This window comes from Streptomyces pactum, from assembly GCF_016031615.1.
In the GTDB taxonomy this organism is placed as follows: Bacteria; Actinomycetota; Actinomycetes; order Streptomycetales; family Streptomycetaceae; genus Streptomyces; species Streptomyces pactus.
This window is the reverse complement of the sequence record NZ_JACYXC010000001.1, coordinates 3708040-3729318: the sequence shown is the minus strand read 5'-3', so window position 1 is coordinate 3729318 and position 21279 is coordinate 3708040. Positions and strand designations below refer to the sequence as shown.

The following is a 21279-nucleotide window of genomic DNA, read 5'->3' as shown; positions in this document are numbered from 1 at the left end:
GCCGTACAGATTCCGCGCGGTCACGCAGCGCATCGACAGGAGTGTTCCTCGTGCCGAAGTCACGGATCCGCAAGAAGGACGATTACACGCCGCCGTCGTCCAGCACGGCCAGGCAGGCCACCAGCATCAGCCTGCATGCCGGCGGCGGCCGGTGGGTGGCGCCGCTGATGCTGGCGCTCTTCCTGATCGGGCTGGCCTGGATCGTCCTCTTCTACGTGACCGAGACCAAGCTCCCGATCGAGTCGATCGGCAACTGGAACATCGTGGTCGGCTTCGGCTTCATCGCGGCGGGGTTCGTCGTCTCCACCCAGTGGAAGTGACCCCGGCGGTGACCCCGCCGGCGGACGTGACCCCGGCGGTGACCCCGCCGGCGGACGTGACCCCGGCGGTGAAGTGACCCCCCGACGGTGACCCCGGCCGGTGAAGTGACCCCGCCGGCCGGGTGTGACACCGACGGTGGGACGTGCTCCCGGGGTGGAGTGACCCCCGCCCGGACACCTCAGCCCTGAGGTGTCCACAGAGTTATCCACAGGCGGGGAAAACTTCAGACGATCTGTGGATAACCCCTGCGAGGTTGACGCCGGTCTGTTCGTCGGACAGACCGGCCGTCTCGTTCCGCTTCCGCTCTGTCCTGCGGAAACCCGGATGCGCGTACACCGTTCCCCGATGTTGCAGAGGTTCTCCACAGAGTGCACAACTTCGGTCATTCTCTGTGGACAACTGATCAGCCGGTGAGCTGAACCGTTCGTACGACCACCATCACGACGGTCGCCGCCAGCACCAGCCCGCAGGTTCCCCACTGCACCAGCGCCCGGCGCTCGCGCGGCGCGTGAACCATGCCGTACGCCACCGCCGTCCCGGCGATCAGACCGCCGATGTGGGCCTGCCAGGCGATGTTGCTGAAGTAGAAGGTGATCACCAGGTTGATCGCCAGCAGGATGGCGACCGGCCGCATGTCGTAGTTGAGCCGCCGCATCAGCACGGCGGTGGCCCCGAGCAGGCCGAACACCGCGCCGGACGCGCCCAGCGAGGACTGGCTCTCCTCCGCGAGCAGATAGCTCAGCGCGCTGCCGCCCAGACCGGACAGCAGGTACAGGGCCAGGTACCGGGCCCGGCCGAGCGCCGCCTCCAGCGGCGGCCCCAGCCACCACAGCGAGAGCATGTTGAAGGCGATGTGCATCGGCTCCTCGTGCAGGAAGACGGCGGTGAGCAGCCGGTACCACTCGCCGTCGGCGACGCCCACCTCCTCCATCGCACCCAGGTCGTAGGCCCTGCCGACCAGCACCAGGTCGTTGCGGAGCCGGTCGCCGGCGACGAGCACCGCGATCCACAGGGCCACGTTGATGCCCAACAGGACCTTGGTCACCAGCCGCGGGTCGGACGCGATCGCCCCGCCCGTCACGGTGCGCGGCCGGGCCGCGTCCGGGCGGATGCGGCGGACCGTACCGGACACGGCCGAGGCACCGGCCGGGGCCGGGCCGCCGGATCCGACGCACTCGGGGCACTGGAAGCCGACCGAGGCGCTGATCATGCACTCCGGGCAGATGGGCCGCTCGCAGCGGGTGCAGCTGATACCGGTCTCCCGGTCCGGGTGCCGGTAGCAGCGGACCGCCTGGTCTTCCATGTCTCCCCTATGCCGTACTCGCTCGCGGTGGGTGTTCTCGCGTCGTCCAGTGTCCCCCGCCGGTGGCCCTGCCCGCGGGCGGCCCCGGACGGTTGAGTCCGTCCCGGCCCCGCGCACCCCTCCCCGTCCGCCGCGCCGGCACCGCCGGCCCGCGGGTCCGCGCCGGCTTCCGGTGGTACGTGGCGGTCCGGCGCCGCCTGCCCTCAAGACGGACGGGCGGGGCGCCGGGTTCCCGGCCCCGGGGCGGGCCCGTGGTCCGCAGCACCGGGACGCGGCGGCTCATCCGCCGGCCGGTTCACTCCGCGCGGGTCTCCACCACCACGGTCTCGATCACCACGTCACGCAGCGGCCGCTCGGTGCGCGGATTGGTCGGGGTGTCGGCGATCCGGTCGACCACCCTCCGGCTCGCCGCGTCCGTCACCTCACCGAAGATGGTGTGCCTGCCGGTGAGCCAGCCGGTGGGGGCGACGGTGATGAAGAACTGCGAGCCGTTGGTGTCCGGGCCGGCGTTGCCCATCGCCACCAGGTACGGCCGGTCGAAGACGAGATCCGGGTGGAACTCGTCCGGGAACTTGTAGCCGGGGTCCCCGATGCCGTTGCCCAGCGGGTCCCCGCCCTGGATCATGAAACCGCTGATCACGCTGTGGAAGACCGTACCGTCGTACAGCCTCTCGGTGGTCCTGCAGCCGGTCGCGGGGTGGACCCATTCCTTGTCCCCGCGCGCCAGCCCGACGAAGTTCTCCACCGTGCGCGGCGCGTACTCCGGCAGCAGACGGATCTCGATGTCGCCCAGGGTGGTCTTCACAGTGGCGTAGAGCTGCTCTGCCACGGTCCACCTTCCGTAAAGTCCTCGTCGGCGCCGGACACCGCCGCCGCCGGCCGGCACCCGCGGCGGCCCGCCGGTGCGTCCGTCGATCCTCGCACGTCCGCGGGCGCCCCACGTAACACGACGGGCGGCACCGGGCCCGCCCTCCGCGCGCGCCGGCGGACCCGGCCGGACCCGCGCGCCGCGCACACCGGCGACCGCCCGCCCCGCACACCGCGCGCCCCCCGCGAGGCGCACCCCGCGCACCCCGCGCGCACCCGCCCACCGCCGGGCACCGCATCGCGCACCGGGAGCCCCGCGCTCCGGCCGCACACCGCGCGCCGTACCGGGCACACCACGGGCATCACGCACGCCGCGCCCGCGGCATACGCCGCCGGCCGGCACCGGGCGGGCGACCGGCGGGCACCGAGGCGGGCATCCGGCCGGCCCGGGCGGGTGCGGAGGGGCGCCCGGCGGGCACCGGCCGGGCGCGAGGGGCATCCGGTGGGCCGGGGCGGGTATCCGGACCGTGTCCGCCGGCCGGCCCGGGCCCGTGGCCGCCGCCGTGACCCGGATGCCCGGTCGCACATGCCGCCCGGCGCCCCGGCAGGCATGATCTTCAATTGGGTGGAAAGACGACACACCACCCAAGCGGGGACGGCTCGCCCGTTACAGCCAGCCCCCCGGAGGACGCCACCGAGGAGGATGATCCGTGACCCGCACAGACAGCGTGCGCGCCGCGACCGGCACCGCGAAGGAGAACGTCCTGCACGCCCGCGAGGTGGTGGCGCCGTACGCCGGCACGGCCAAGGAGGCCGCCACGCACTACGCCCAGCAGGCACGGACGCGGCTCGCGCCCAAGGTGACCCACGCCGCGCACCGCGCCCAGCACGCCACCGCCGCCTGGTACCACGGTCCGGTCGCCCGCCAGGTCGACCAGGCCCGCGCCGCACTGCCGCCCAAGGTGGACGCGGCCGCCGTCCGCGCCGCCACGGCCACCCGGGAGGCGGCCCGGCAGGCCGCCGAGTACGCCGCCCCGCGCGTCCAGCACGCGATGGCGGTGGCCGGCCCGGCCCGCGAGGAGGCGATGGCCCGCGGCGCCGCCGCGGTGGCCGCGCTGCGCAGCCAGGTGACCGCGTCGGAGATCGCCAAGCTGGCCCGGCGCAGGGACCGGCGGGCCCGCAACGTCCGCGCGGTCAAGCGCGTCACCGCGGTGGGCCTGCTGGCCGGCGGGGCCTTCGCCGCGTGGAAGTGGTGGGACAAGCAGGCCAACCCCGACTGGCTGGTCGAGCCCCCCGCGGCCACCGAGATCGACGAGAGCACCACCCTGGCGTCGGTGGACGGCGACAAGCCGGGCCCGGTGAAGCTCGACCCCGACCTCCAGGCCCGGTCCGACGCCGCCTCGGCGGACGACGGGGACGACCGCGACGACAAGGCGTGACGTCGACCGCTGCCCGGCGGGCCCAGGCCGGGCCCCGTGCCGGGGCGGTACCGCCCCCGCGGTGAACCCCCGCCGACCGGGACCCACGGGGCGGGGACCCGGGACCCGTGGGACCGGGAAACCCGGGGGACCCGGCACCCCCGGGGAACCCGGGCAGCCGCAGAGACGCGTGCCCGGGAGGTCCGAGAGGACAGGAGACCCCGGAGGCCGGGCGGCGCCGGGGTCCGTGGAACGACACAGAGCCGGGTGGACCCGATCGGGTCCACCCGGCTCTGTGATGACGTGCGTGGAGCCTAGGAGAGTCGAACTCCTGACATCCGCCATGCAAAGACGGCGCTCTACCAACTGAGCTAAGGCCCCGTCGCCGATCAGGATACCCGCTGCCGGTCCCCTTTCCCGACCGGGTATCGCTCGTGCGTGCCCCCGTCCGTAGGATGCCACGCGAGATTCGCGGCAGCGAAGCGAAGGGGAGAGAGCGAGATGGACGCAGCACAGCAGGACGCCACCGCCCGCGCACGGGAGCTCCAGCGCAGCTGGTACGGGGAGCCGCTGGGGGCGCTGTTCCGCCGCCTCATCGACGACCTCGGTCTCAACCAGGCCCGCCTGGCGTCCGTCCTCGGCCTCTCCGCCCCCATGCTGTCGCAGCTCATGAGCGGTCAGCGGGCGAAGATCGGCAACCCCGCGGTGGTCCAGCGGGTGCAGGCGCTCCAGGAACTGTCCAGCCAGGTCGCCGACGGCCGGGTGAGCGCCGCCGAGGCCGCCGAACGCATGGAGGAGATCAAGAAGACGGCCGGCGGTTCGGTGCTCAACGCCCAGCCCACCGCCAGCACCGGGGCGCCGACGGTGCGCCGCGTGGTGCGGGAGATCCAGTCGCTGCTGCGCTCGGTGGCCGCCGCCGGGGACATCATCGAGGCCGCCGACTCCCTCGCGCCCACCCATCCCGAACTGGCAGAGTTCCTCCGGGTGTACGGGGCGGGACGCACCGCCGACGCGGTCGCCCACTACGAGGCGCACCAGAACTGACCGGCCGCGGCCGGCTGACCCGCGATCCCGGCCGGCGGGCGCGCACCGCGGCACCCCGCGGCGCCACCGCGGCCTTCCCCGGGATCGCACCGAGCAGGTACGGACGGACGAACAGGCGCGGGCGGGGCGATGGGTGAGGTCTTCGCGGGGCGGTACGAACTGGTGGACCCGATCGGCCGCGGCGGCGTCGGAGCCGTCTGGCGCGCCTGGGACCAGCGGCGGCGGCGCTATGTGGCGGCGAAGGTGCTCCAGCAGAGCGACGCGCACACGCTGCTGAGATTCGTCCGCGAGCAGGCCCTGCGCATCGACCACCCGCATGTGCTGGCACCGGCCAGCTGGGCCGCCGACGACGACAAGGTCCTGTTCACCATGGACCTGGTGGGCGGCGGGTCGTTCGCCCATCTCATCGCCGACTACGGGCCGCTGCCGCCCCGCTTCGTCTGCGTCCTGCTGGACCAGCTGCTGTCCGGACTGGCCGCGGTGCACCGGGAGGGGGTGGTGCACCGGGACGTCAAACCGGCGAACATCCTCCTGGAGGCGACCGGCACCGGACGGCCGCACGTACGGCTCTCCGACTTCGGCATCGCGCTCACCAAGGGCGAACCCCGGCTCACCGAGGCCGACTTCGTGATGGGCACCCCCGGTTACTTCGCCCCCGAGCAGATGCGCGGCGCCGATCCCGACTTCCCGGCCGACCTGTTCGCGGTCGGCCTGGTGACGCTGTACCTGCTCAGGGGCCACAAGCCGGACGCCGACGGGATAGTGCGCCGGTTCGAGGAACAGGGCGTGCCCCCGGCCCCGGACGGCATCCCGCGACCGCTGTGGGAGGTCGTCGCCACCCTGCTCCAGCCCGACCCGGAGCTGCGGTTCCGCACCGCCACCGGCGCCCGGAAGGCGCTCGCGCCGGTCCTGGAGCTGCTGCCCGAGCCGGGCGTGGACGACGAGGTGATCGAGGTCTTCGACCACCTCGGCCCGCTGCCGGCCGGCTACGGCCCCGACGGACCGGAGCGCAAAGGTTCGCGTTCGCACCGCAAACCCCCGGCGGGCGCGCCGCTGCCGCCGGCCGCCGGACCGGAACCGGCCTCCCGCACCGCCGCCGGCCGCCCCCTCAGGGACACCCGCCGACGCCCCCGCCCGGACATGATCCGGCCCGGGCCCGCCCCGGTGCGGCCGCCGCACCGGCCGTCCACGGACGGGCCCGGCGCCGCGGGGACGCCCGGGGAGGCGGCGGCGCCCCCGGCCCAGGGCTTCGGCCAGGGGTACGGGGAAGTGCCCGCGCCGGAGCCGTACGGCGCGTCCGGGGCCGCGGGGGGCGGCTCACCGGCCCTCCCGCCTGCCCTCCCGCCGTCCGGACCCGGCGGGCACGGCGGACATGACGGGCACAGTGGACATGACGGGCACACCGGGTACCACGGGTTCACCGGGCACGACGGGTACCACCGCCCGCTGCCGTCCGCCGGGCATCCCGGGGCCGCGCCCGGCCCCACCCCACCGGCCCCACCGGCCCCGCCCGCCCCACCGGCACCGCCCACCGCGCCGCCCGGCTCCCGGTTCCGGCCCGCGGGCATGTCCTCGGCCCCCGGACCGTACCCGGATGCCGCGCCGGGGCCCGCGGCCGGCACCCCGCCGGGTTCCGCCCCCGGAACGCACGCGGGAGCCGCCCCTCCGGACCCCGCGCCCGGCGCCGTACCGCCCGGGTCGCCGCGGGGCGTGCCGTACGGGTTCACGGAACCCCCGGCGGGCGCCCGGGGAGCGTCCGGGGCGCAGGTGCCGAGCCCCGCGCCGGGTGCCGGTGCGGGAGCCGGCCACGGTCCTGCCGCGCCGTCCTGGCCGGGCACGCCGGACACCCCCGGCGCGGCGAGCCCGGGCGCCCCCGGTGAGGTGGCCCCGCGCGCTCCCGGCGGGTCGGCCTCGGGCGCTCCCGGCGGGGCGGCCCCGCGCGCTCCCGGCGGGGCGGCCTCCGGCGCCACTCCGTCCACCGCGCCGAGGCCGGTACCACCGCACCCCGCTGCCGGACACCACGCACCGCCCGTACCGGCACCCGCCCCGGGCGCCCCTCACACCCCACCGACCCCCACCGACCCCGCCAACCCCCGACCTCGACCCCCGACCCCGTTGATCCCTGTCCACACCGTCCACACCGTTCTGGCCGCCGACGGCCTCCGGTGAGACCTCGGGGGAGTCGCCCACCCCCGCCACCTCGCCCTACACCACGCCCTGGCCCGCTCCGGCCGCCCCCACCGCCCCCGGCCACGCCCCCGGGCGTCCCTGGACGACCCGGGCCACCGGCGAGGGTGGTCGTCCCCGTGCTGCTCCTCGCGGCGCTCTGCTTCATCGTGGGCGCCTGGGCCTGGTTCTCCTCCGGCTGACCACCCGCACCTGCCGTCCGGGCGCCCCGTCGGCCGGTCACCACCGCCCGTACCACGTGCGCCGTCGTACGGGCCCCGGGCCGCACCACGGCCTGTCCCGCACCACACCGGCGTACGGCCTCACGCCGGCACCGCCTTCCGCCCCACGCCGCACCGGCGTACAGCCCCACCGCACCAGCACGTACCCGCCGCCGGGGCGGCCGGCGGCGGGTGCCGTCCGGTGGTGGGGTCAGCCGCCGGGGCGACCGGACCGGCGGCGGGCGGTCACCGTCCACGCCGCCAGCCCCAGCAGCAGCGCGGTCCCGGTGCCGAACGCCGCGTAGGCCACCGCCCGCAGCGGGCCGTCCGGCCCGTCCGCGGCACCGGCGTCCTCCGCCCCGGTCGCCGGACGGCGCAGCCCGAACCCGTCGCCGCTGCCGTCCCGCACGTACTCCGGCCCGGCCTGCCGGGCGCCGGTCACGCCGATCCGCAGGGTCACCGGCACCGTCCGGCCGAAGTAGCGCGCCATGTCCGGGTGGAGGGTCACCGCCAGGTAGTACTCCCCGGCGAAACTCACCGCCGCCACCTCGGGCCGGGCTCGCGCGAACCGGTTCCCGTACGCCACCGGGGCGGTCGGCTCCAGCGCGTCCTCGGCCCGGTCACCGGCGTACGGAGCGAAACCGCTGCGCCGGACCGGCCCGCGCATCGGGTTGTACAGGGTCACCCCGAACGCGTCGCCCAGGGGCCGCCGGTGGGCCGCACCACCGCCGGGCGAGGTGGCGTCCGGCGCCGCACTGTCCGGGTCCCCGGCGGCGGGCAGGGCGGCCGACGCGGAGAGCCGCTGCCCCCAGTCCAGCCGCACCCGGAAGTAACGCGTCTCGCCGGGGGCGACCCGGGTGGTCCACACCCCCGGGCGGAGCGCTCCGGCCTGCCGGAAGTCACTGCCGCCGGCCCGTTCGCCGAGCTGCTCCCCGGCCGCGTCGGGCGTCGGCGGAGGCTCGGTGGGCCGGCCGCCGGACGGCGACGGCGGTGCGGTCGGGCCTCCCCGGACCGCCGGCTCCTGCTCGAACCGCAGCTCCAGCGGCCACCGCGCCGCCCCGTCGCTCCCGTCCGCCCCACCGGTACCTGCCGCACCACTCGTACCGCTCGTACCGCTCCTGCCGGGCGTCCGGCCCGGGCCGGCGTCGCGGGCGACCGTGAAGTCGTACTCCCCGGCCCGCCCGCAGCCGTCCGCCGCGCCGGGGCGCTTGAGCCGGACCGCGTAGCCGGCCAAGGGGTAGACGGCCCCCACCGCCTCGGCGGTCGGCCGGGAGCGGTCGCACAGCTGGCCGCCGGAGTCCCGCAGGGACAGTTCGACACCGTCCCGGAACGCGGTGACCGGCGAACCGGGCGGGGGCACCGCGACCACCGAGACGTACGCGGTGGAGTCGGCGTCCAGCTCGACGCGGTAGTGCCGGGTCTCACCCGCCCCGATGGAGTCCACGTAGCTGCCCACCGGTGCCAGCGGCGGCGCGTCCCGGGCGGTGGAGGTGCCCTGGACCGGGCGGCCCTGCGGACGGTAGGCGGCGATCTCCCGCTCGTCGTCCGCCGGTGCGGCCCGCGCCACCGGTCCGGCGAACCCGGCCATCACCGCCAGCGCCACCGCCGCCACCAGCCCCGCCCCTGCCGCGCCGCGGTCGTTCATCGGCGTCCCACCCCTCGTCGTCCCGTCCGTCGCGGGCCCGGCGGCACCGGCCGGGCGACGACTGGCCGTTCGCGGAAGTGAACCGACTGCCCGGGCCCCACGTCAACGGGGCCCCGACCGCTTGCGCGATCGGGGCCCCGTTCAGGACTTTATGTCTCAGACACCCGAACCTGCGGGCACGGAGTCGGTCGCCTCCGTCCACAGATCCTGCTCGGCGCGATCCGCCTGGATCTGGCGGTACACGAGGAGCCCGCCGATGGCGGCCAGTGCGACCAGGAGAAGCTTCTTCACCGCGCGACCTCGTCTTTCGTTGACGTAGGGGACCTCTGGCGCCCGATGATACACACCGCCCGATATCAATCGGTGACCTATACCCAAGCGGAAGCGGCAACAACCTGTCGTAGCCGGAACGCAACCAAATTGCCCGCCGCTGACGTGGGGGATCGTCGGTCACCGCCGCCGGCCCGTCCCACCGCAGGAAGGCCCTCCGGTCCGTCCCCGAACCCTGCCGGCCCGTCGACGGTCGCCCGTCCCGGTGCCACCTCACAGCACCCGCCCACGCCCGTCGCCCGTCACGCCCGGCACCCGCCCGTCCGGCACGCCCGTGCGCCCGCCTCCGGGCCTCCGGACGCCGCACCGGCCCCCGGAGGGCGCGGAGCACCGGAGGGGGCGCCTACGCCTCCGTACGCCGCCGCAGGGGCTGCGTGCGCCGCCGTGATGTCGCGTGGGGTACCGCCGCGAGGTCGCGCGTGGGCGCCGCCCGCCGGGCCCGGGGCCCCGCGCTCCGGAGCACCCGGCCGGGCCCGGGGCCCCGCACGCCTGGGACACCCGGCCGGGACGTCCCACCCACCACAGCCCCCGAGCACCCGCCCGGGACCCCACAGGACCCACGCACCGCACCGCCGCACCCGCCGGAACCCCGCCGCCCACCCGGGAACCGCCCGGACACCCCGTTCCGCCGGCCCCCGGAAGCCCCGGGAACGACGAAGAGCCCCGGCCTTGAAGGCCGGGGCTCTTGCGCACCGGTGCGGCTACCAGGACTTGAACCTGGGGCCTCTTCCTTATCAGGGAAGCGCTCTAACCGTCTGAGCTATAGCCGCTCGTTCGCTGCACCGAAAGATTAGCGCACCACCTGCCGTGTCCCAAAATCGGTTCCCGCGGGGCCCCGGGAGGCGGTGCGCCGGGGCCGCTACTCGTCTTCCGCCAGGGTCAGCTCGACGCCGCCCACGAAGCCCGCGGACAGGTTGTAGATGAACGCGCCCAGGGTGGCCAGCGCCGTCGCCAGCACCACGTTGATCGCCGCGATGATCGAGGTGAACGTGAGCACCCGCGGCAGCGACAGGAAGGACTCCAGGTCGAAGCCGGTGCCCTTCTTGCCCTCGGTCGCCTCGCTGATGGTTCCGCCGACCGCGCTGAACACGCCCATCGCGTCCATCACCATCCACAGCACCGCGGCGGCGACCACCGTGCAGATGCCCAGGGCGATGGCGAGCAGGAAGCTGACCTTCATCACCGACCAGGGATCGACCTTGGCCACCCGCAGCCGCGCCTTGCGGGTCCGCGGCATGGTGCGGGCCGGCGCCTCCGGCGCGGCCGGCTTGGGCCGCCGGGCGGTGGCCTTGCGGGGAGCGGCCCCCGCCCCCGCGCCCGCCGGCGGCGGATACGCCTGCGGCGGGTGGTACGGCTGGGCGGGCTGGGCAGGCCGCTCGCCGGGAAGGGGGCCGGCCGCGAACGGCTCGTACTGGGGCCCTCGGGCATCCGTCACGGTTCGCGCTCCCCCTCCGGAGGCGTCAGCGGTGGAGCCACGGGCGCCGTCCGCGGCGGCCTCCGGTGCGGTGCCGGACCGCCCTCGGCCGTCCGTCCCGCCGCCCGCCGCGGCGCCCGTGGCTCCACTCACGCTCTACTCCTCGGTCTCCTCGGCCGCGGGCGGTGCGCCCTCGGCCGTCACCCCGGGCTCGACCGCCTCCGCCGCGTCGGTCCCCTCGACCTCTTCGGCCTCGCGGCCCGCCTCGGCGTTCCGGGCGATCCCCACGACGGCGTCGCGCTTACCCAGGTTGATCAGTTGGACGCCCATGGTGTCACGGCCCGTCTCCCTGACCTCGTTGACCCGCGTACGGATCACACCGCCGCCGAGGGTGATGGCGAGGATCTCGTCGCCCTCCTCCACGACCAGCGCGCCGACCAGCGAACCCCGGTCCTCCACGATCTTGGCGGCCTTGATGCCGAGGCCGCCGCGACCCTGGACGCGGTACTCGTCCACATTGGTGCGCTTGGCGTAGCCACCGTCGGTGGCGGTGAAGACGAACGTACCGGGCCGGACGACATTCATCGAGAGGAGCTCGTCCCCCTCGCGGAAGCTCATGCCCTTCACGCCCGAGGTGGCACGGCCCATCGGCCGCAGCGACTCGTCGGTCGCGGTGAACCGGATGGACTGCGCCTTCCTGCTGATCAGCAGCAGGTCGTCGTCGGCCGACACCAGCTCGGCGCCGATCAGCTCGTCCGAGCCGCCCTCCTCGTCGGCCGCCTCCCGCAGGTTGATGGCGATGACACCGCCGGAGCGCGGCGAGTCGTAGTCCTTCAGCGGCGTCTTCTTCACCAGGCCCGACTTGGTGGCCAGCACCAGGTACGGGGCCGCCTCGTAGTCCCGGATGGCGAGGATCTGCGCGATCCGCTCGTCCGGCTGGAAGGCGAGCAGGTTCGCCACGTGCTGGCCGCGGGCGTCCCGGCCGGCATCCGGCAGCTCGTACGCCTTGGCCCGGTAGACCCGGCCCTTGTTGGTGAAGAACAGCAGCCAGTGGTGGGTGGTGGAGACGAAGAAGTGGTCGACGATGTCGTCCTCGCGCAGCTTGGTGCCGCGCACACCCTTGCCGCCGCGCTTCTGCGACCGGTAGTCGTCGGTCTTGGTCCGCTTGACGTAGCCGCCCCGGGTGATGGTGACGACGATGTCCTCCTCGGCGATCAGGTCCTCGATGGACATGTCACCGTCGAAGGGCACCAGCTGGGTGCGCCGGTCGTCGCCGAACTTCTCGACGATCGCGGTCAGCTCCTCGCTGATGATCTGCCGCTGCCGCTCGGGCGAGGCGAGGATCCCGTTGTACTCGTTGATCTTCGCCTGGAGCTCGTCGTGCTCCTGGACGATCTTCTGGCGCTCCAGGGCGGCCAGCCGGCGCAGCTGCATCTCCAGGATCGCGTTCGCCTGGATCTCGTCGATCTGCAGCAGGCCCATCAGGCCCTCGCGCGCCACCTCGACGGTGTCGCTGCGCCGGATCAGCGCGATGACCTCGTCGATCGCGTCCAGCGCCTTGAGCAGACCGCGCAGGATGTGCGCCCGCTCCTCGGCCTTGCGCAGCCGGAACCGGGTGCGGCGGACGATGACCTCGATCTGGTGGGTGACCCAGTTGCGGATGAACGCGTCCAGCGACAGGGTGCGCGGCACGCCGTCGACCAGCGCCAGCATGTTGGCGCCGAAGTTGGTCTGCAGATCGGTGTGCTTGTAGAGGTTGTTGAGGACGACCTTGGCGACCGCGTCCCGCTTGAGGACGATGACCAGGCGCTGGCCGGTGCGCGAGGAGGTCTCGTCGCGCACGTCCGCGATGCCGCCGATCTTGGCGTCCTTCACCAGGTCGGCGATCTTCTGCGCGAGGTTGTCCGGGTTGACCTGGTACGGCAGCTCGGTGACGACCAGGCACTGGCGGCCCTGGATCTCCTCGACCTCGACCACCGCCCGCATGGTGATCGAGCCGCGCCCGGTGCGGTACGCCTCCTCGATGCCCTTGCGGCCCACCACCAGCGCGCCGGTGGGGAAGTCGGGGCCCTTGACCCGCTCGATCAGCGCGTCCAGCAGCTCCTCGCTGCTCGCCTCCGGGTTGGCCAGGAACCACTGGGCGCCCTCGGCGACCTCGCGCAGATTGTGCGGCGGGATGTTGGTCGCCATGCCCACCGCGATCCCCGCCGAGCCGTTGACCAGCAGGTTCGGGATGCGGGAGGGGAGGACGGTCGGTTCCTGGTTGCGGCCGTCGTAGTTGTCCTGGAAGTCGACGGTCTCCTCGTCGATGTCCCGGAGCATCTCCATGGCCAGCGGCGCCATCTTGCACTCGGTGTACCGCATGGCGGCCGCCGGGTCGTTGCCCGGGGAGCCGAAGTTGCCGTTGGAGTCCACCAGCGGCATCCGCATCGACCACGGCTGGGCGAGCCGCACCAGCGCGTCGTAGATCGAGGTGTCACCGTGCGGGTGGTACGTACCCATGACGTCACCGACGACACGGGCGCACTTGTAGAAGCCCTTCTCCGGGCGGTACCCGCCGTCGTACATCGCGTAGAGCACGCGGCGGTGCACCGGCTTCAGACCGTCGCGCACGTCGGGCAGCGCGCGGCTCACGATCACGCTCATCGCGTAGTCGAGGTAGGAGCGCTGCATCTCGGTTTCGAGCCCGACGGTCTCGATGCGCATCGCCGCGCCGTCGGCGGCAGCGGCGGCGGAGGCCTCGGCAGGCGTGGGGGTGTTCTCGTCGGCCATTGCTGGTCAGTGATCCTTTCGAAGCGGTCCGGCGACGGGCCGACTCAGATGTCGAGGAAGCGGACGTCCTTGGCGTTGCGCTGGATGAACGAGCGCCGGGCCTCGACGTCCTCACCCATCAGCACCGAGAACAGGTCGTCCGCCTGCGCGGCGTCGTCGAGGGTGACCTGGCCCAGGACGCGGTGCTCCACGTCCATGGTGGTGACCCGCAGCTCCTCGGCGTTCATCTCGCCCAGACCCTTGAAGCGCTGGACCGAGTCGTCCCGGATCCGCTTGCCCTGCTCGCGGCCGGCCTGGATGAGGGCGTCCCGCTCACGGTCGGAATAGGCGTACTCGAAGTCGTCCCGGCCCCACTTGATCTTGTACAGCGGGGGGCGGGAGAGGAAGACGTGCCCGGCCTCGACCAGCGGACGCATGAAGCGGAAGAGGAAGGTGAGCAGCAGGGTGTTGATGTGCTGGCCGTCCACATCGGCGTCCGCCATCAGAATGATCTTGTGGTAGCGGAGCTTGCTGATGTCGAAGTCGTCGTGCACCCCGGTGCCGAACGCGGAGATCAGCGCCTGCACCTCGTTGTTCTGCAGGATCTTGTCGACGCGGGCCTTCTCCACGTTGAGGATCTTGCCGCGGATCGGGAGGATCGCCTGGTACTGCGGGTTCCGGCCGGACTTGGCCGAGCCGCCGGCGGAGTCACCCTCGACGATGAAGATCTCGCACTTGGCCGGGTCGTTGGACTGGCAGTCGGCCAGCTTGCCGGGCAGCGAGGCGGTCTCCAGCAGGCCCTTGCGGCGGGTCAGGTCCCGGGCCTTGCGGGCGGCCACCCGGGCCGTCGCGGCCTGGATCGCCTTGCGGATGATGTCCGCGGCCTCGTTGGGGTTGCGGTCCAGCCAGTCGCCCAGGTACTCATTGGTGATCTTCTGGACGTAGGTCTTCGCCTCGGTGTTGCCCAGCTTGGTCTTGGTCTGCCCCTCGAACTGCGGCTCGCCCAGCTTCACCGAGATGATCGCGGTCAGACCCTCGCGGATGTCCTCACCGGTGAGGTTGTCGTCCTTCTCGCGCAGCAGCTTCTTGTCCCGGGCGTACCGGTTGATGAGGCTGGTCAGCGCGGCCCGGAAGCCCTCCTCGTGGGTACCGCCCTCGTGCGTGTGGATGGTGTTGGCGAAGCTGTAGACACCCTCGCTGTACTGCGAGTTCCACTGCATCGCCACCTCGATCGAGAGCATCCGCTCCTTGTCCTCGGCCTCGAAGCCGATGACGGTCGGGTGCACCAGCTCGCCCTTGCGCGAGTTGAGGTACTTCACGAAGTCGACGATGCCGCCCTCGTAGAAGTACGTGACGGAGAGCGGCTTGCCCTCCTCGTCCACGTGGGCCTCGCGCTCGTCGGTCAGCGAGATGGTCAGCCCCTTGTTGAGGAAGGCCATCTCCTGGAAGCGCCGGGACAGCGTCTCGAAGGAGTAGTCGGTGGTCTCGAAGATCTCCGGGTCGGCCCAGAAGGTGACCGTGGTCCCGGTGTCCGGGACCTCCTCGTTCTTCGCCAGCGGGGCGGTCGGCACACCCAGCTTGTAGTCCTGGGTCCAGCGGAAGCCGTCCCGCTTGACCTCGACCGAGACCCGGGTGGACAGCGCGTTGACCACCGAGACGCCGACGCCGTGCAGACCGCCGGAGACCGCGTAGCCGCCGCCGCCGAACTTGCCGCCGGCGTGCAGCACGGTCAGCACGACCTCCACGGCCGGCTTCTTCTCCACCGGGTGCAGGTCGACCGGGATACCACGGCCGTTGTCGACCACCCGCACGCCGCCGTCCGGCAGGATCGTGACGTCGATGGTGTCCGCGTGCCCGGCCAGCGCCTCGTCCACGGAGTTGTCCACCACCTCGTACACGAGGTGGTGGAGGCCGCGCTCACCGGTGGACCCGATGTACATACCGGGGCGCTTGCGGACCGCGTCCAGACCCTCCAGGACCGTGATCGCGCTGGCGTCGTAGGACGGCGGCGGTGCCGATGCCTCGACGTCGTCGCCGGACGGGATGTTCTCGTTGAGGTTGCCGGAATCGGCCACGAAGCGCCCTTTCTGGCACAGCACAAGCCGACTCCATGGCAGACGGGAGCGGCTGCGTCGTTCAGTGCTTGTTCGACGTGTCCACGCGAACTACGCGGGATTACCACCAGTCTACCCGTAGCAGCGACATGAATGGGGGTTTGCGGGCGCCTGAGTACGCATGTGCCGCCCTGAACCGCCCTCCACCGACTCCCCATATCTGGACCAGGGCTTCAGGAGGCTCACACCGGCACTCAGCGCTTCCGGCTGTCAACCGCCGGCTACCGTGACCGGGCTCACTCCCGCACCCCCGCCCCGCATACCCATGCGATCAGATGTGCGAGTACGGCGGCACCCCGCGGCTCCGGCCGCCGGGCGGCCCGCATCAGCCGTAGGTGTCGCCGTACCCGGTGCTCCCCGGCGCCCGCAGCGGGCCGTACCGGCGCGCCGGACCGCCCGGCCCCAGCACCTTGATCAGCCGCACCGTGCCCTGCCCCAGATCCTGGTTGAGCCGCGCCACCAGCTGCGGCGCCAGCAGCCGCAGCTGCGTCGCCCACACCGTGGAGTCGCACTGCACCGTCAGCACCCGCGCCTCCTCGTCGTACCGCTGCGGAGCGCAGTGCTGGGCCACCTCCGGCCCCACCAGCTGCGGCCACCGGCCCATCACCCCGCCCACCGCGGCCGGGGTCTCCCAGCCCCGCTCGGTGATCAGCCGGTTGATCGCCGCACCCAGCGGCAGCGGGTCCCGCCCGTCGGCCCGCGCCCCGGACCGCAGCCCGCCGCGCCGCGCCTGCTTCTTCGCCTGCGCGGCGGCGCCCCGCGCCCGCGCCTGCTCCCGGGCGGCCCGCAGCGCCACCCGCGCCAGGTCCACACCGGAGGGCGCCGGACCCGCCGGACCGCCACCGGTCGGCGCCGCTCCCGGCCGCCCGGCCCCTTTGTTCACCGGCCACTCGCTCATACCCGCTCGACCGTGCCCTCCGTGACCGCGAACCGCGCCCCGCGCAGCACCGCCGGCACGTCCTCGTCCACCGCCGCCGTCACCAGCACCTGCTCCCCCGGCGCCACCAGCTCCGCCAGCCGCTCCCGCCGCCGCGCGTCGAGTTCGGCGAACACGTCGTCCAGCATCAGCACCGGCTCGGTGGACTCCGCGCGCAGCAGCTCGTACGCGCCCAGCCGCAGCGCCAGCGCATAGCTCCAGGACTCGCCGTGGCTGGCGTACCCCTTGGCCGGCAACTCCCCGAGCCGCAGCACCAGGTCGTCCCGGTGCGGCCCGACCAGGGTCACGCCGCGCTCGATCTCCTGCTTGCGCACCTCGCCCAGCGCCTCCAGCAGCACCCCGTACAGCTCCTCCCGGCCACCGGCCGGCAGCGGCTCGGGGCGGGCGGAGGCGCGGTACTCGAAGTGCACCGGCCCGCCACCCGGCGCCAGCTGTTCGTACGCCTTGTCGGCCAGCGGCTGGAGCACGGTGATCAGGTCCAGCCGGTGGGCCAGGAGTTCGGCGCCGGCCCGCGCCAGGTGCTGGTCCCACACGTCGAGCGTGGACAGGTCCAGCGAGCGGCCGCCGTGCCGCCGCGCCATGGCGGCCGACTTCAGCAGGGTGTTGCGCTGCTTGAGCACCCGGTCGTAGTCGGAGCGGACGCCCGCCAGCCGCGGGGCGCGGGCGGTGACCAGCTCGTCGAGGAACCGGCGCCGCTCACCGGGGTCGCCCTTGACCAGCGCCAGGTCCTCCGGCGCGAACAGCACCGTCGGCAGGATGCCCAGTACGTCCCGCGGCCTGACCTGCGAGGAACGGTTCAGCCGCGCCCGGTTGGCCCGGCCCGGGTTGAGCTCCAGCTCGATCAGCTGCTGCCGCTCGCCGTGCACCACCGACGCCCGCAGCACCGCCCGCTCGGCCCCCAGGCGCACCAGCGGCGCGTCGGCGGAGACCCGGTGACTGCCCAGCGTGGACAGGTAGCCGACCGCTTCCACCAGGTTGGTCTTGCCCTGGCCGTTGGGCCCGACGAACGCGGTCACGCCCGGGTCCAGCGGGACCTCCGCCCGGGCGTACGAGCGGAAGTCGGCGAGTGACAGATGTGAGACGTGCACGGTGTTCCCTCCCCCACGGCCCTGCGGGCCTGGGTGGCGTTTGCAACCTCCCCCGGCGTGCGGTGCTGCGCGGTGCCGCCCGCCGGCGCCGTGGCGCCGGCGTCCCGGCCGGCCGCCGCGGCGTGTCCGGTTACTTGTTCTCCACCGCGTGACCACCGAACTGGTTGCGCAGCGCGGCGATCATCTTCATCTGCGGGGAGTCGTCCTGCCGGGACGCGAAGCGCGCGAAGAGGGAGGCGGTGATGGCGGGCAGCGGCACCGCGTTGTCGATCGCGGCCTCCACCGTCCACCGGCCCTCGCCGGAGTCGGCGGCGTAGCCGCGCAGCTTCTCCAGGTGCTCGTCGTCGTCGAGGGCGCGGACCGCCAGGTCGAGCAGCCAGGAGCGGATGACCGTGCCCTCCTGCCAGGAGCGGAACACCTCGCGGACGTCGGTGACCGAGTCCACCGCCTCCAGCAGCTCCCAGCCCTCGGCGAACGCCTGCATCATCGCGTACTCGATGCCGTTGTGGACCATCTTCGCGAAGTGGCCGGCGCCCACCTTGCCCGCGTGGACCGAGCCGAACTCGCCCTCCGGCTTGAGGGCGTCGAAGATCGGCTGCACCTTCGCCACGTCCTCGGCGTCACCGCCGTACATCAGCGCGTAGCCGTTCTCCAGACCCCACACGCCACCGGAGACGCCGCAGTCCACGAAGCCGATGCCCTTGGCCGCCAGCTGCTCGGCGTGCTTCTCGTCGTCGGTCCAGCGGGAGTTGCCGCCGTCCACCACGACGTCGCCGGGCGACAGCAGCTCGCCGAGCTCGTCGATGGTGGACTGGGTCGCCGCCCCGGCCGGGACCATGACCCACACCACCCGAGGACCGGTGAGGCCGTTGACCAGCTCCTCCAGGCTGTGGACATCGGCGAGGTCGGGGTTGCGGTCGTATCCGATGACGGTGTGGCCGGCGCGGCGGATGCGCTCGCGCATGTTGCCGCCCATCTTGCCGAGACCGACGAGACCGAGCTCCATCAGGTGATCCTTCGTGACGTAGTCCTCGCGCTGTCGTGCGCGTACCGGATGTCCGAGCCTACGCCCGACCGCCCCCGCACATCCGTGGGCACAGCCGCTCAACGGGGCGGAACGGGCCGGCCTGCGCATTCATGCGGAGCGCGCCGCGCGGCGCCGGTCGCCCGGACACCGCACGGACCACGCTCGCCCGGGCCCGACGGCCGCCGTCCGCACGGGGGCTCGCGAACGGCCGGTTCGCGAACGGCGGATCCGTGGCCGGCCCGACCGCGGGGCCGGGGTCCGGCCGGCTCGGCGGTCCGGCGCCGGCCGGCGGCACCGGCGAGCCGGTGGTACGGCCAGGCCCCGGGGGGACCGGGGCCCGCGGCCGTGGCGGCCGGCTCAGCCGGACAGCCGCACCGGCATGATCAGGTACTTGTACGACTCGTCGGCCTCGGCGTCCACCGCCGGCCGCCCGCTGAGCAGCGCCGGCTTGGTGGAGGTGGTGAACGACAGCTGGGCGACCGGCGCGTCGATGGCGCTCAGCCCGTCGAGCAGGAAGGTCGGGTTGAAGGCGATGGAGATGTCGTCGCCCTCCAACTGGGCGTCCACCCGCTCCACAGCCTGTGCGTCGTCGCTCGACCCGGCCTCCAGGATGAGCACGCCCTGCTCGAAGGTGAGCCGGACCGGGGTGTTCCGCTCGGCCACCAGGGCCACGCGCTTGACCGCCTCGACGAACGGCGCCGTCTCGATCACCGCGACGGAGTTGAACTCGGTGGGGAACAGCGTCCGGTACTTCGGCAGGTCGCCTTCGAGCAGCCGGGTGGTGGTCCGGCGGCCGGCGCCCTCGAAACCGATCAGCCCCTCGCCCGCGCCCGACCCGGAGAGCGCCAGCGCGACGGTGTCACCGCTGGTCAGCGACTTGGCCGTGTCCAGCAGCGTCTTGGCGGGCACCAGCGCGACGGCGGAGATGTCCGGGGTCTCCGGCTTCCACAGGAACTCGCGGACAGCGAACCGGTAGCGGTCGGTGGAGGCCAGGGTGACGGTGTCGCCCTCGATCTCGATCCGCACACCGGTCAGCACCGGCAGGGTGTCGTCACGGCCGGCGGCGATGGCCACCTGCGCGGCGGCGGCGGCGAAGACCTCACCCGGCACGGTCCCGGTGGCGTCCGGCATCTGCGGCAGCGCCGGGTACTCCTCCACCGGCAGGGTGTGCAGGGTGAACCGCGAGGTGCCGCAGAGCACGGTGACCCGCACACCGTCCGTGGCGATTTCCACCGGGCGGTTGGGAAGGGCGCGGCAGATGTCGGCGAGCAGCCGGCCGGACACCAGGACGGTGCCCTCCTCGTCGATGTCCGCCTCCACCGACACCCGGGCCGAGACCTCATAGTCGAAGCTGGACAGGCTCAGCGCACCCGACTCGGCCTTCAGCAGCAGGCCGGCGAGAACCGGCACCGGCGGACGGGCCGGAAGGCTGCGGGCCGCCCAGGCCACTGCCTCCGCGAGTACATCGCGCTCCACCCGGATCTTCACCGTTAGCCGCCTCCTGCTGTTGCTGGCTCGCCTTGCTGGCCTTCGTCGTCGGCTGACTGCCGCCAGACCAGTCTGACGCACGCCACCGACAGAGTGAGCGGCTCGCGGTCAAGTCGGCGCGGGAGCCGTGGGGCGGCTCGGCGCCGAGTTGTGCACAGGCCCCACTTCGAAACGATTTCCGCGCTCTCTCTACGTGGTCATAGTAGTAGGGCCTGTGGAAACCGTGGAAAACCTGCTTTGCGCAGGTCAGAGCCGCTTTTTTATCCACCGGCCCTGTGGGCGGCGGTGGTGGATAACCAGGGGGTGCTGTGGATCGGGGAAAGTTCTGCACACCCCATACACAGGGGAGCCCCGGTTCTCCCCAGCGGCGTCCCCAGGTTTACCCACGTTCCCCACAGCCCAATCCCGCTTGCCGGTGTGACGCCTTTCACTCGGACCGGGGACGGGGCGCGTTGCGTTGCCGAACAGTGGACAACGGTGTGGAGAAGCTGTGGGCAAGCGGCTCGACGCTGTGGGCGGCCGGTGGACAACGGCGGCGGCGGGGTGTGGACAGCTCGGTCGTCCACAGGGTGTGGACAGTCGTCAGCCACAAATCCACACGGCCCTGAGCTGCGGGGTTCTCCGACGCCCGACGGGGTCTGTGGACAAGATCGGGACAACCCCGGGTTCCCCAGGGTGTGGATGACCAACTCTCCCGCTTGCTGTGGAGAACCCGGCTCCCGGGGCGCGAAATCGAACACCGCGGAGGGGCTGTTCGGGACCGGTGTACGGGCCGAAGGGCGGCCGGGAAGCCCCGTCGGCGGCATTCCGGCCCCTCGCAGGTCCCACCGAGCCCCTCGCAGGCCGTTCTCCGGGCGGCTGTCCACACCGTGTGGGCCGTTCTCCACGCAGTTTCCGGGCAGCCTCCGGCACCGTTCGAGGCCTGCTCCGGCGTGCCTCCGGGGCAGCCGGGGCCCGCTCGGGGAGCCGCCGGGCGGTGCTCCGGTACGCCCAGTGCCTGGGTCCGGTCGGCCGATGGGTGGGTTCCGGGACGGCCGGTGCGTGGGTTCCGGGACGGCCGGTGCGTGGGTGGCGGGCCGGCCTGTGCCGTGGGGGCGAGCGGAAGGCGCGCCGGTGCCGCCGGGTTGTCCACCGCTGTGGACACCGCCGCGAGGCCGCGGAGGGCGTCGCGGCGGTGCTGCGGGGTGGCGTGGGGAGGTCGTGGG

Annotated in this window: 15 protein-coding genes and 2 tRNA genes; 4 read left to right on the top strand and 13 right to left on the bottom strand. The window is 73.4% G+C overall.

Annotated features, from left to right (window positions below; all coding sequences use genetic code 11):
- Positions 1-50 precede the first annotated feature (50 nt).
- Positions 51-320, top strand: coding sequence for a cell division protein CrgA (crgA, locus tag IHE55_RS14780; RefSeq protein ID WP_197989455.1), 270 nt, complete (start codon positions 51-53; stop codon positions 318-320).
- A 404-nt stretch (positions 321-724) separates the two neighbouring features.
- On the opposite strand, the gene IHE55_RS14775 is transcribed toward crgA, so the two are convergent.
- Positions 725-1624, bottom strand: coding sequence for a rhomboid family intramembrane serine protease (locus tag IHE55_RS14775; protein ID WP_197989454.1), 900 nt, complete (start codon positions 1622-1624; stop codon positions 725-727).
- A 295-nt stretch (positions 1625-1919) separates the two neighbouring features.
- Positions 1920-2453 (bottom strand): peptidylprolyl isomerase, encoded by a 534-nt coding sequence (locus IHE55_RS14770; protein ID WP_197989453.1) that lies wholly within the window; start codon positions 2451-2453, stop codon positions 1920-1922.
- 688 nt (positions 2454-3141) lie between these two features.
- Between IHE55_RS14770 and IHE55_RS14765 the strand changes: the two genes are divergently transcribed.
- On the top strand, positions 3142-3870 hold the full coding sequence (locus IHE55_RS14765) for a DUF5324 family protein (RefSeq protein WP_197989452.1): 729 nt from the start codon (positions 3142-3144) through the stop codon (positions 3868-3870).
- 287 nt (positions 3871-4157) lie between these two features.
- On the opposite strand, the gene IHE55_RS14760 is transcribed toward IHE55_RS14765, so the two are convergent.
- A tRNA-Ala gene (locus IHE55_RS14760) sits at positions 4158-4230 on the bottom strand.
- A 120-nt stretch (positions 4231-4350) separates the two neighbouring features.
- Between IHE55_RS14760 and IHE55_RS14755 the strand changes: the two genes are divergently transcribed.
- Positions 4351-4893, top strand: coding sequence for a helix-turn-helix domain-containing protein (locus IHE55_RS14755; RefSeq protein ID WP_197989451.1), 543 nt, complete (start codon positions 4351-4353; stop codon positions 4891-4893).
- 129 nt (positions 4894-5022) lie between these two features.
- On the top strand, positions 5023-7062 hold the full coding sequence (locus IHE55_RS31290; protein ID WP_232265568.1) for a serine/threonine-protein kinase: 2040 nt from the start codon (positions 5023-5025) through the stop codon (positions 7060-7062).
- Positions 7063-7491: 429 nt separating this feature from the next.
- On the opposite strand, the gene IHE55_RS14745 is transcribed toward IHE55_RS31290, so the two are convergent.
- The 10 genes from IHE55_RS14745 to dnaN form a co-directional block, all read right to left on the bottom strand.
- Entirely contained in the window at positions 7492-8925 is a 1434-nt protein-coding gene (locus tag IHE55_RS14745; RefSeq protein WP_197989450.1) for a hypothetical protein, read from the bottom strand.
- Between the two features lie 156 nt (positions 8926-9081).
- On the bottom strand, positions 9082-9216 hold the full coding sequence (locus IHE55_RS31285) for a DLW-39 family protein (RefSeq protein WP_003958712.1): 135 nt from the start codon (positions 9214-9216) through the stop codon (positions 9082-9084).
- Positions 9217-9951: 735 nt separating this feature from the next.
- Positions 9952-10025 (bottom strand) — tRNA-Ile (locus IHE55_RS14735).
- An 89-nt stretch (positions 10026-10114) separates the two neighbouring features.
- Entirely contained in the window at positions 10115-10690 is a 576-nt protein-coding gene (locus tag IHE55_RS14730; RefSeq protein WP_307826660.1) for a DUF3566 domain-containing protein, read from the bottom strand.
- Between the two features lie 135 nt (positions 10691-10825).
- Positions 10826-13441, bottom strand: coding sequence for a DNA gyrase subunit A (gene gyrA / locus IHE55_RS14725; RefSeq protein WP_197989447.1), 2616 nt, complete (start codon positions 13439-13441; stop codon positions 10826-10828).
- A gap of 44 nt (positions 13442-13485) precedes the next feature.
- On the bottom strand, positions 13486-15519 hold the full coding sequence (gyrB, locus tag IHE55_RS14720) for a DNA topoisomerase (ATP-hydrolyzing) subunit B (protein WP_197989446.1): 2034 nt from the start codon (positions 15517-15519) through the stop codon (positions 13486-13488).
- 340 nt (positions 15520-15859) lie between these two features.
- Positions 15860-16432: a DciA family protein gene (locus tag IHE55_RS14715; RefSeq protein WP_232265567.1), complete on the bottom strand. Its 573-nt coding sequence runs from the start codon at positions 16430-16432 to the stop codon at positions 15860-15862.
- Complete coding sequence (recF, locus tag IHE55_RS14710) at positions 16429-17559, bottom strand: DNA replication/repair protein RecF (protein ID WP_197989445.1); 1131 nt, start codon at positions 17557-17559, stop codon at positions 16429-16431. Before recF ends, IHE55_RS14715 begins: the two co-directional genes overlap by 4 nt.
- 130 nt (positions 17560-17689) lie before the next feature.
- Complete coding sequence (gnd, locus tag IHE55_RS14705) at positions 17690-18565, bottom strand: phosphogluconate dehydrogenase (NAD(+)-dependent, decarboxylating) (RefSeq protein WP_197989444.1); 876 nt, start codon at positions 18563-18565, stop codon at positions 17690-17692.
- Between the two features lie 378 nt (positions 18566-18943).
- Positions 18944-20074 (bottom strand): DNA polymerase III subunit beta, encoded by a 1131-nt coding sequence (gene dnaN / locus IHE55_RS14700; RefSeq protein ID WP_197989443.1) that lies wholly within the window; start codon positions 20072-20074, stop codon positions 18944-18946.
- Between the last annotated feature and the right edge of the window lie 1205 nt (positions 20075-21279).

What these genes read in the sequence shown, in the direction of transcription:
- IHE55_RS14775 (WP_197989454.1), bottom strand. Translation starts at nt 1,624, where the DNA reads ATGGAAGACCAGGCGGTCCGCTGCTACCGGCACCCGGACCGGGAGACC.
- IHE55_RS14755 (WP_197989451.1), top strand. Translation starts at nt 4,351, where the DNA reads ATGGACGCAGCACAGCAGGACGCCACCGCCCGCGCACGGGAGCTCCAG.
- IHE55_RS31290 (WP_232265568.1), top strand. Translation starts at nt 5,023, where the DNA reads ATGGGTGAGGTCTTCGCGGGGCGGTACGAACTGGTGGACCCGATCGGC.
- IHE55_RS14745 (WP_197989450.1), bottom strand. Translation starts at nt 8,925, where the DNA reads ATGAACGACCGCGGCGCGGCAGGGGCGGGGCTGGTGGCGGCGGTGGCG.
- gyrA (WP_197989447.1), bottom strand. Translation starts at nt 13,441, where the DNA reads ATGGCCGACGAGAACACCCCCACGCCTGCCGAGGCCTCCGCCGCCGCT.
- IHE55_RS14715 (WP_232265567.1), bottom strand. Translation starts at nt 16,432, where the DNA reads ATGAGCGAGTGGCCGGTGAACAAAGGGGCCGGGCGGCCGGGAGCGGCG.
- gnd (WP_197989444.1), bottom strand. Translation starts at nt 18,565, where the DNA reads ATGGAGCTCGGTCTCGTCGGTCTCGGCAAGATGGGCGGCAACATGCGC.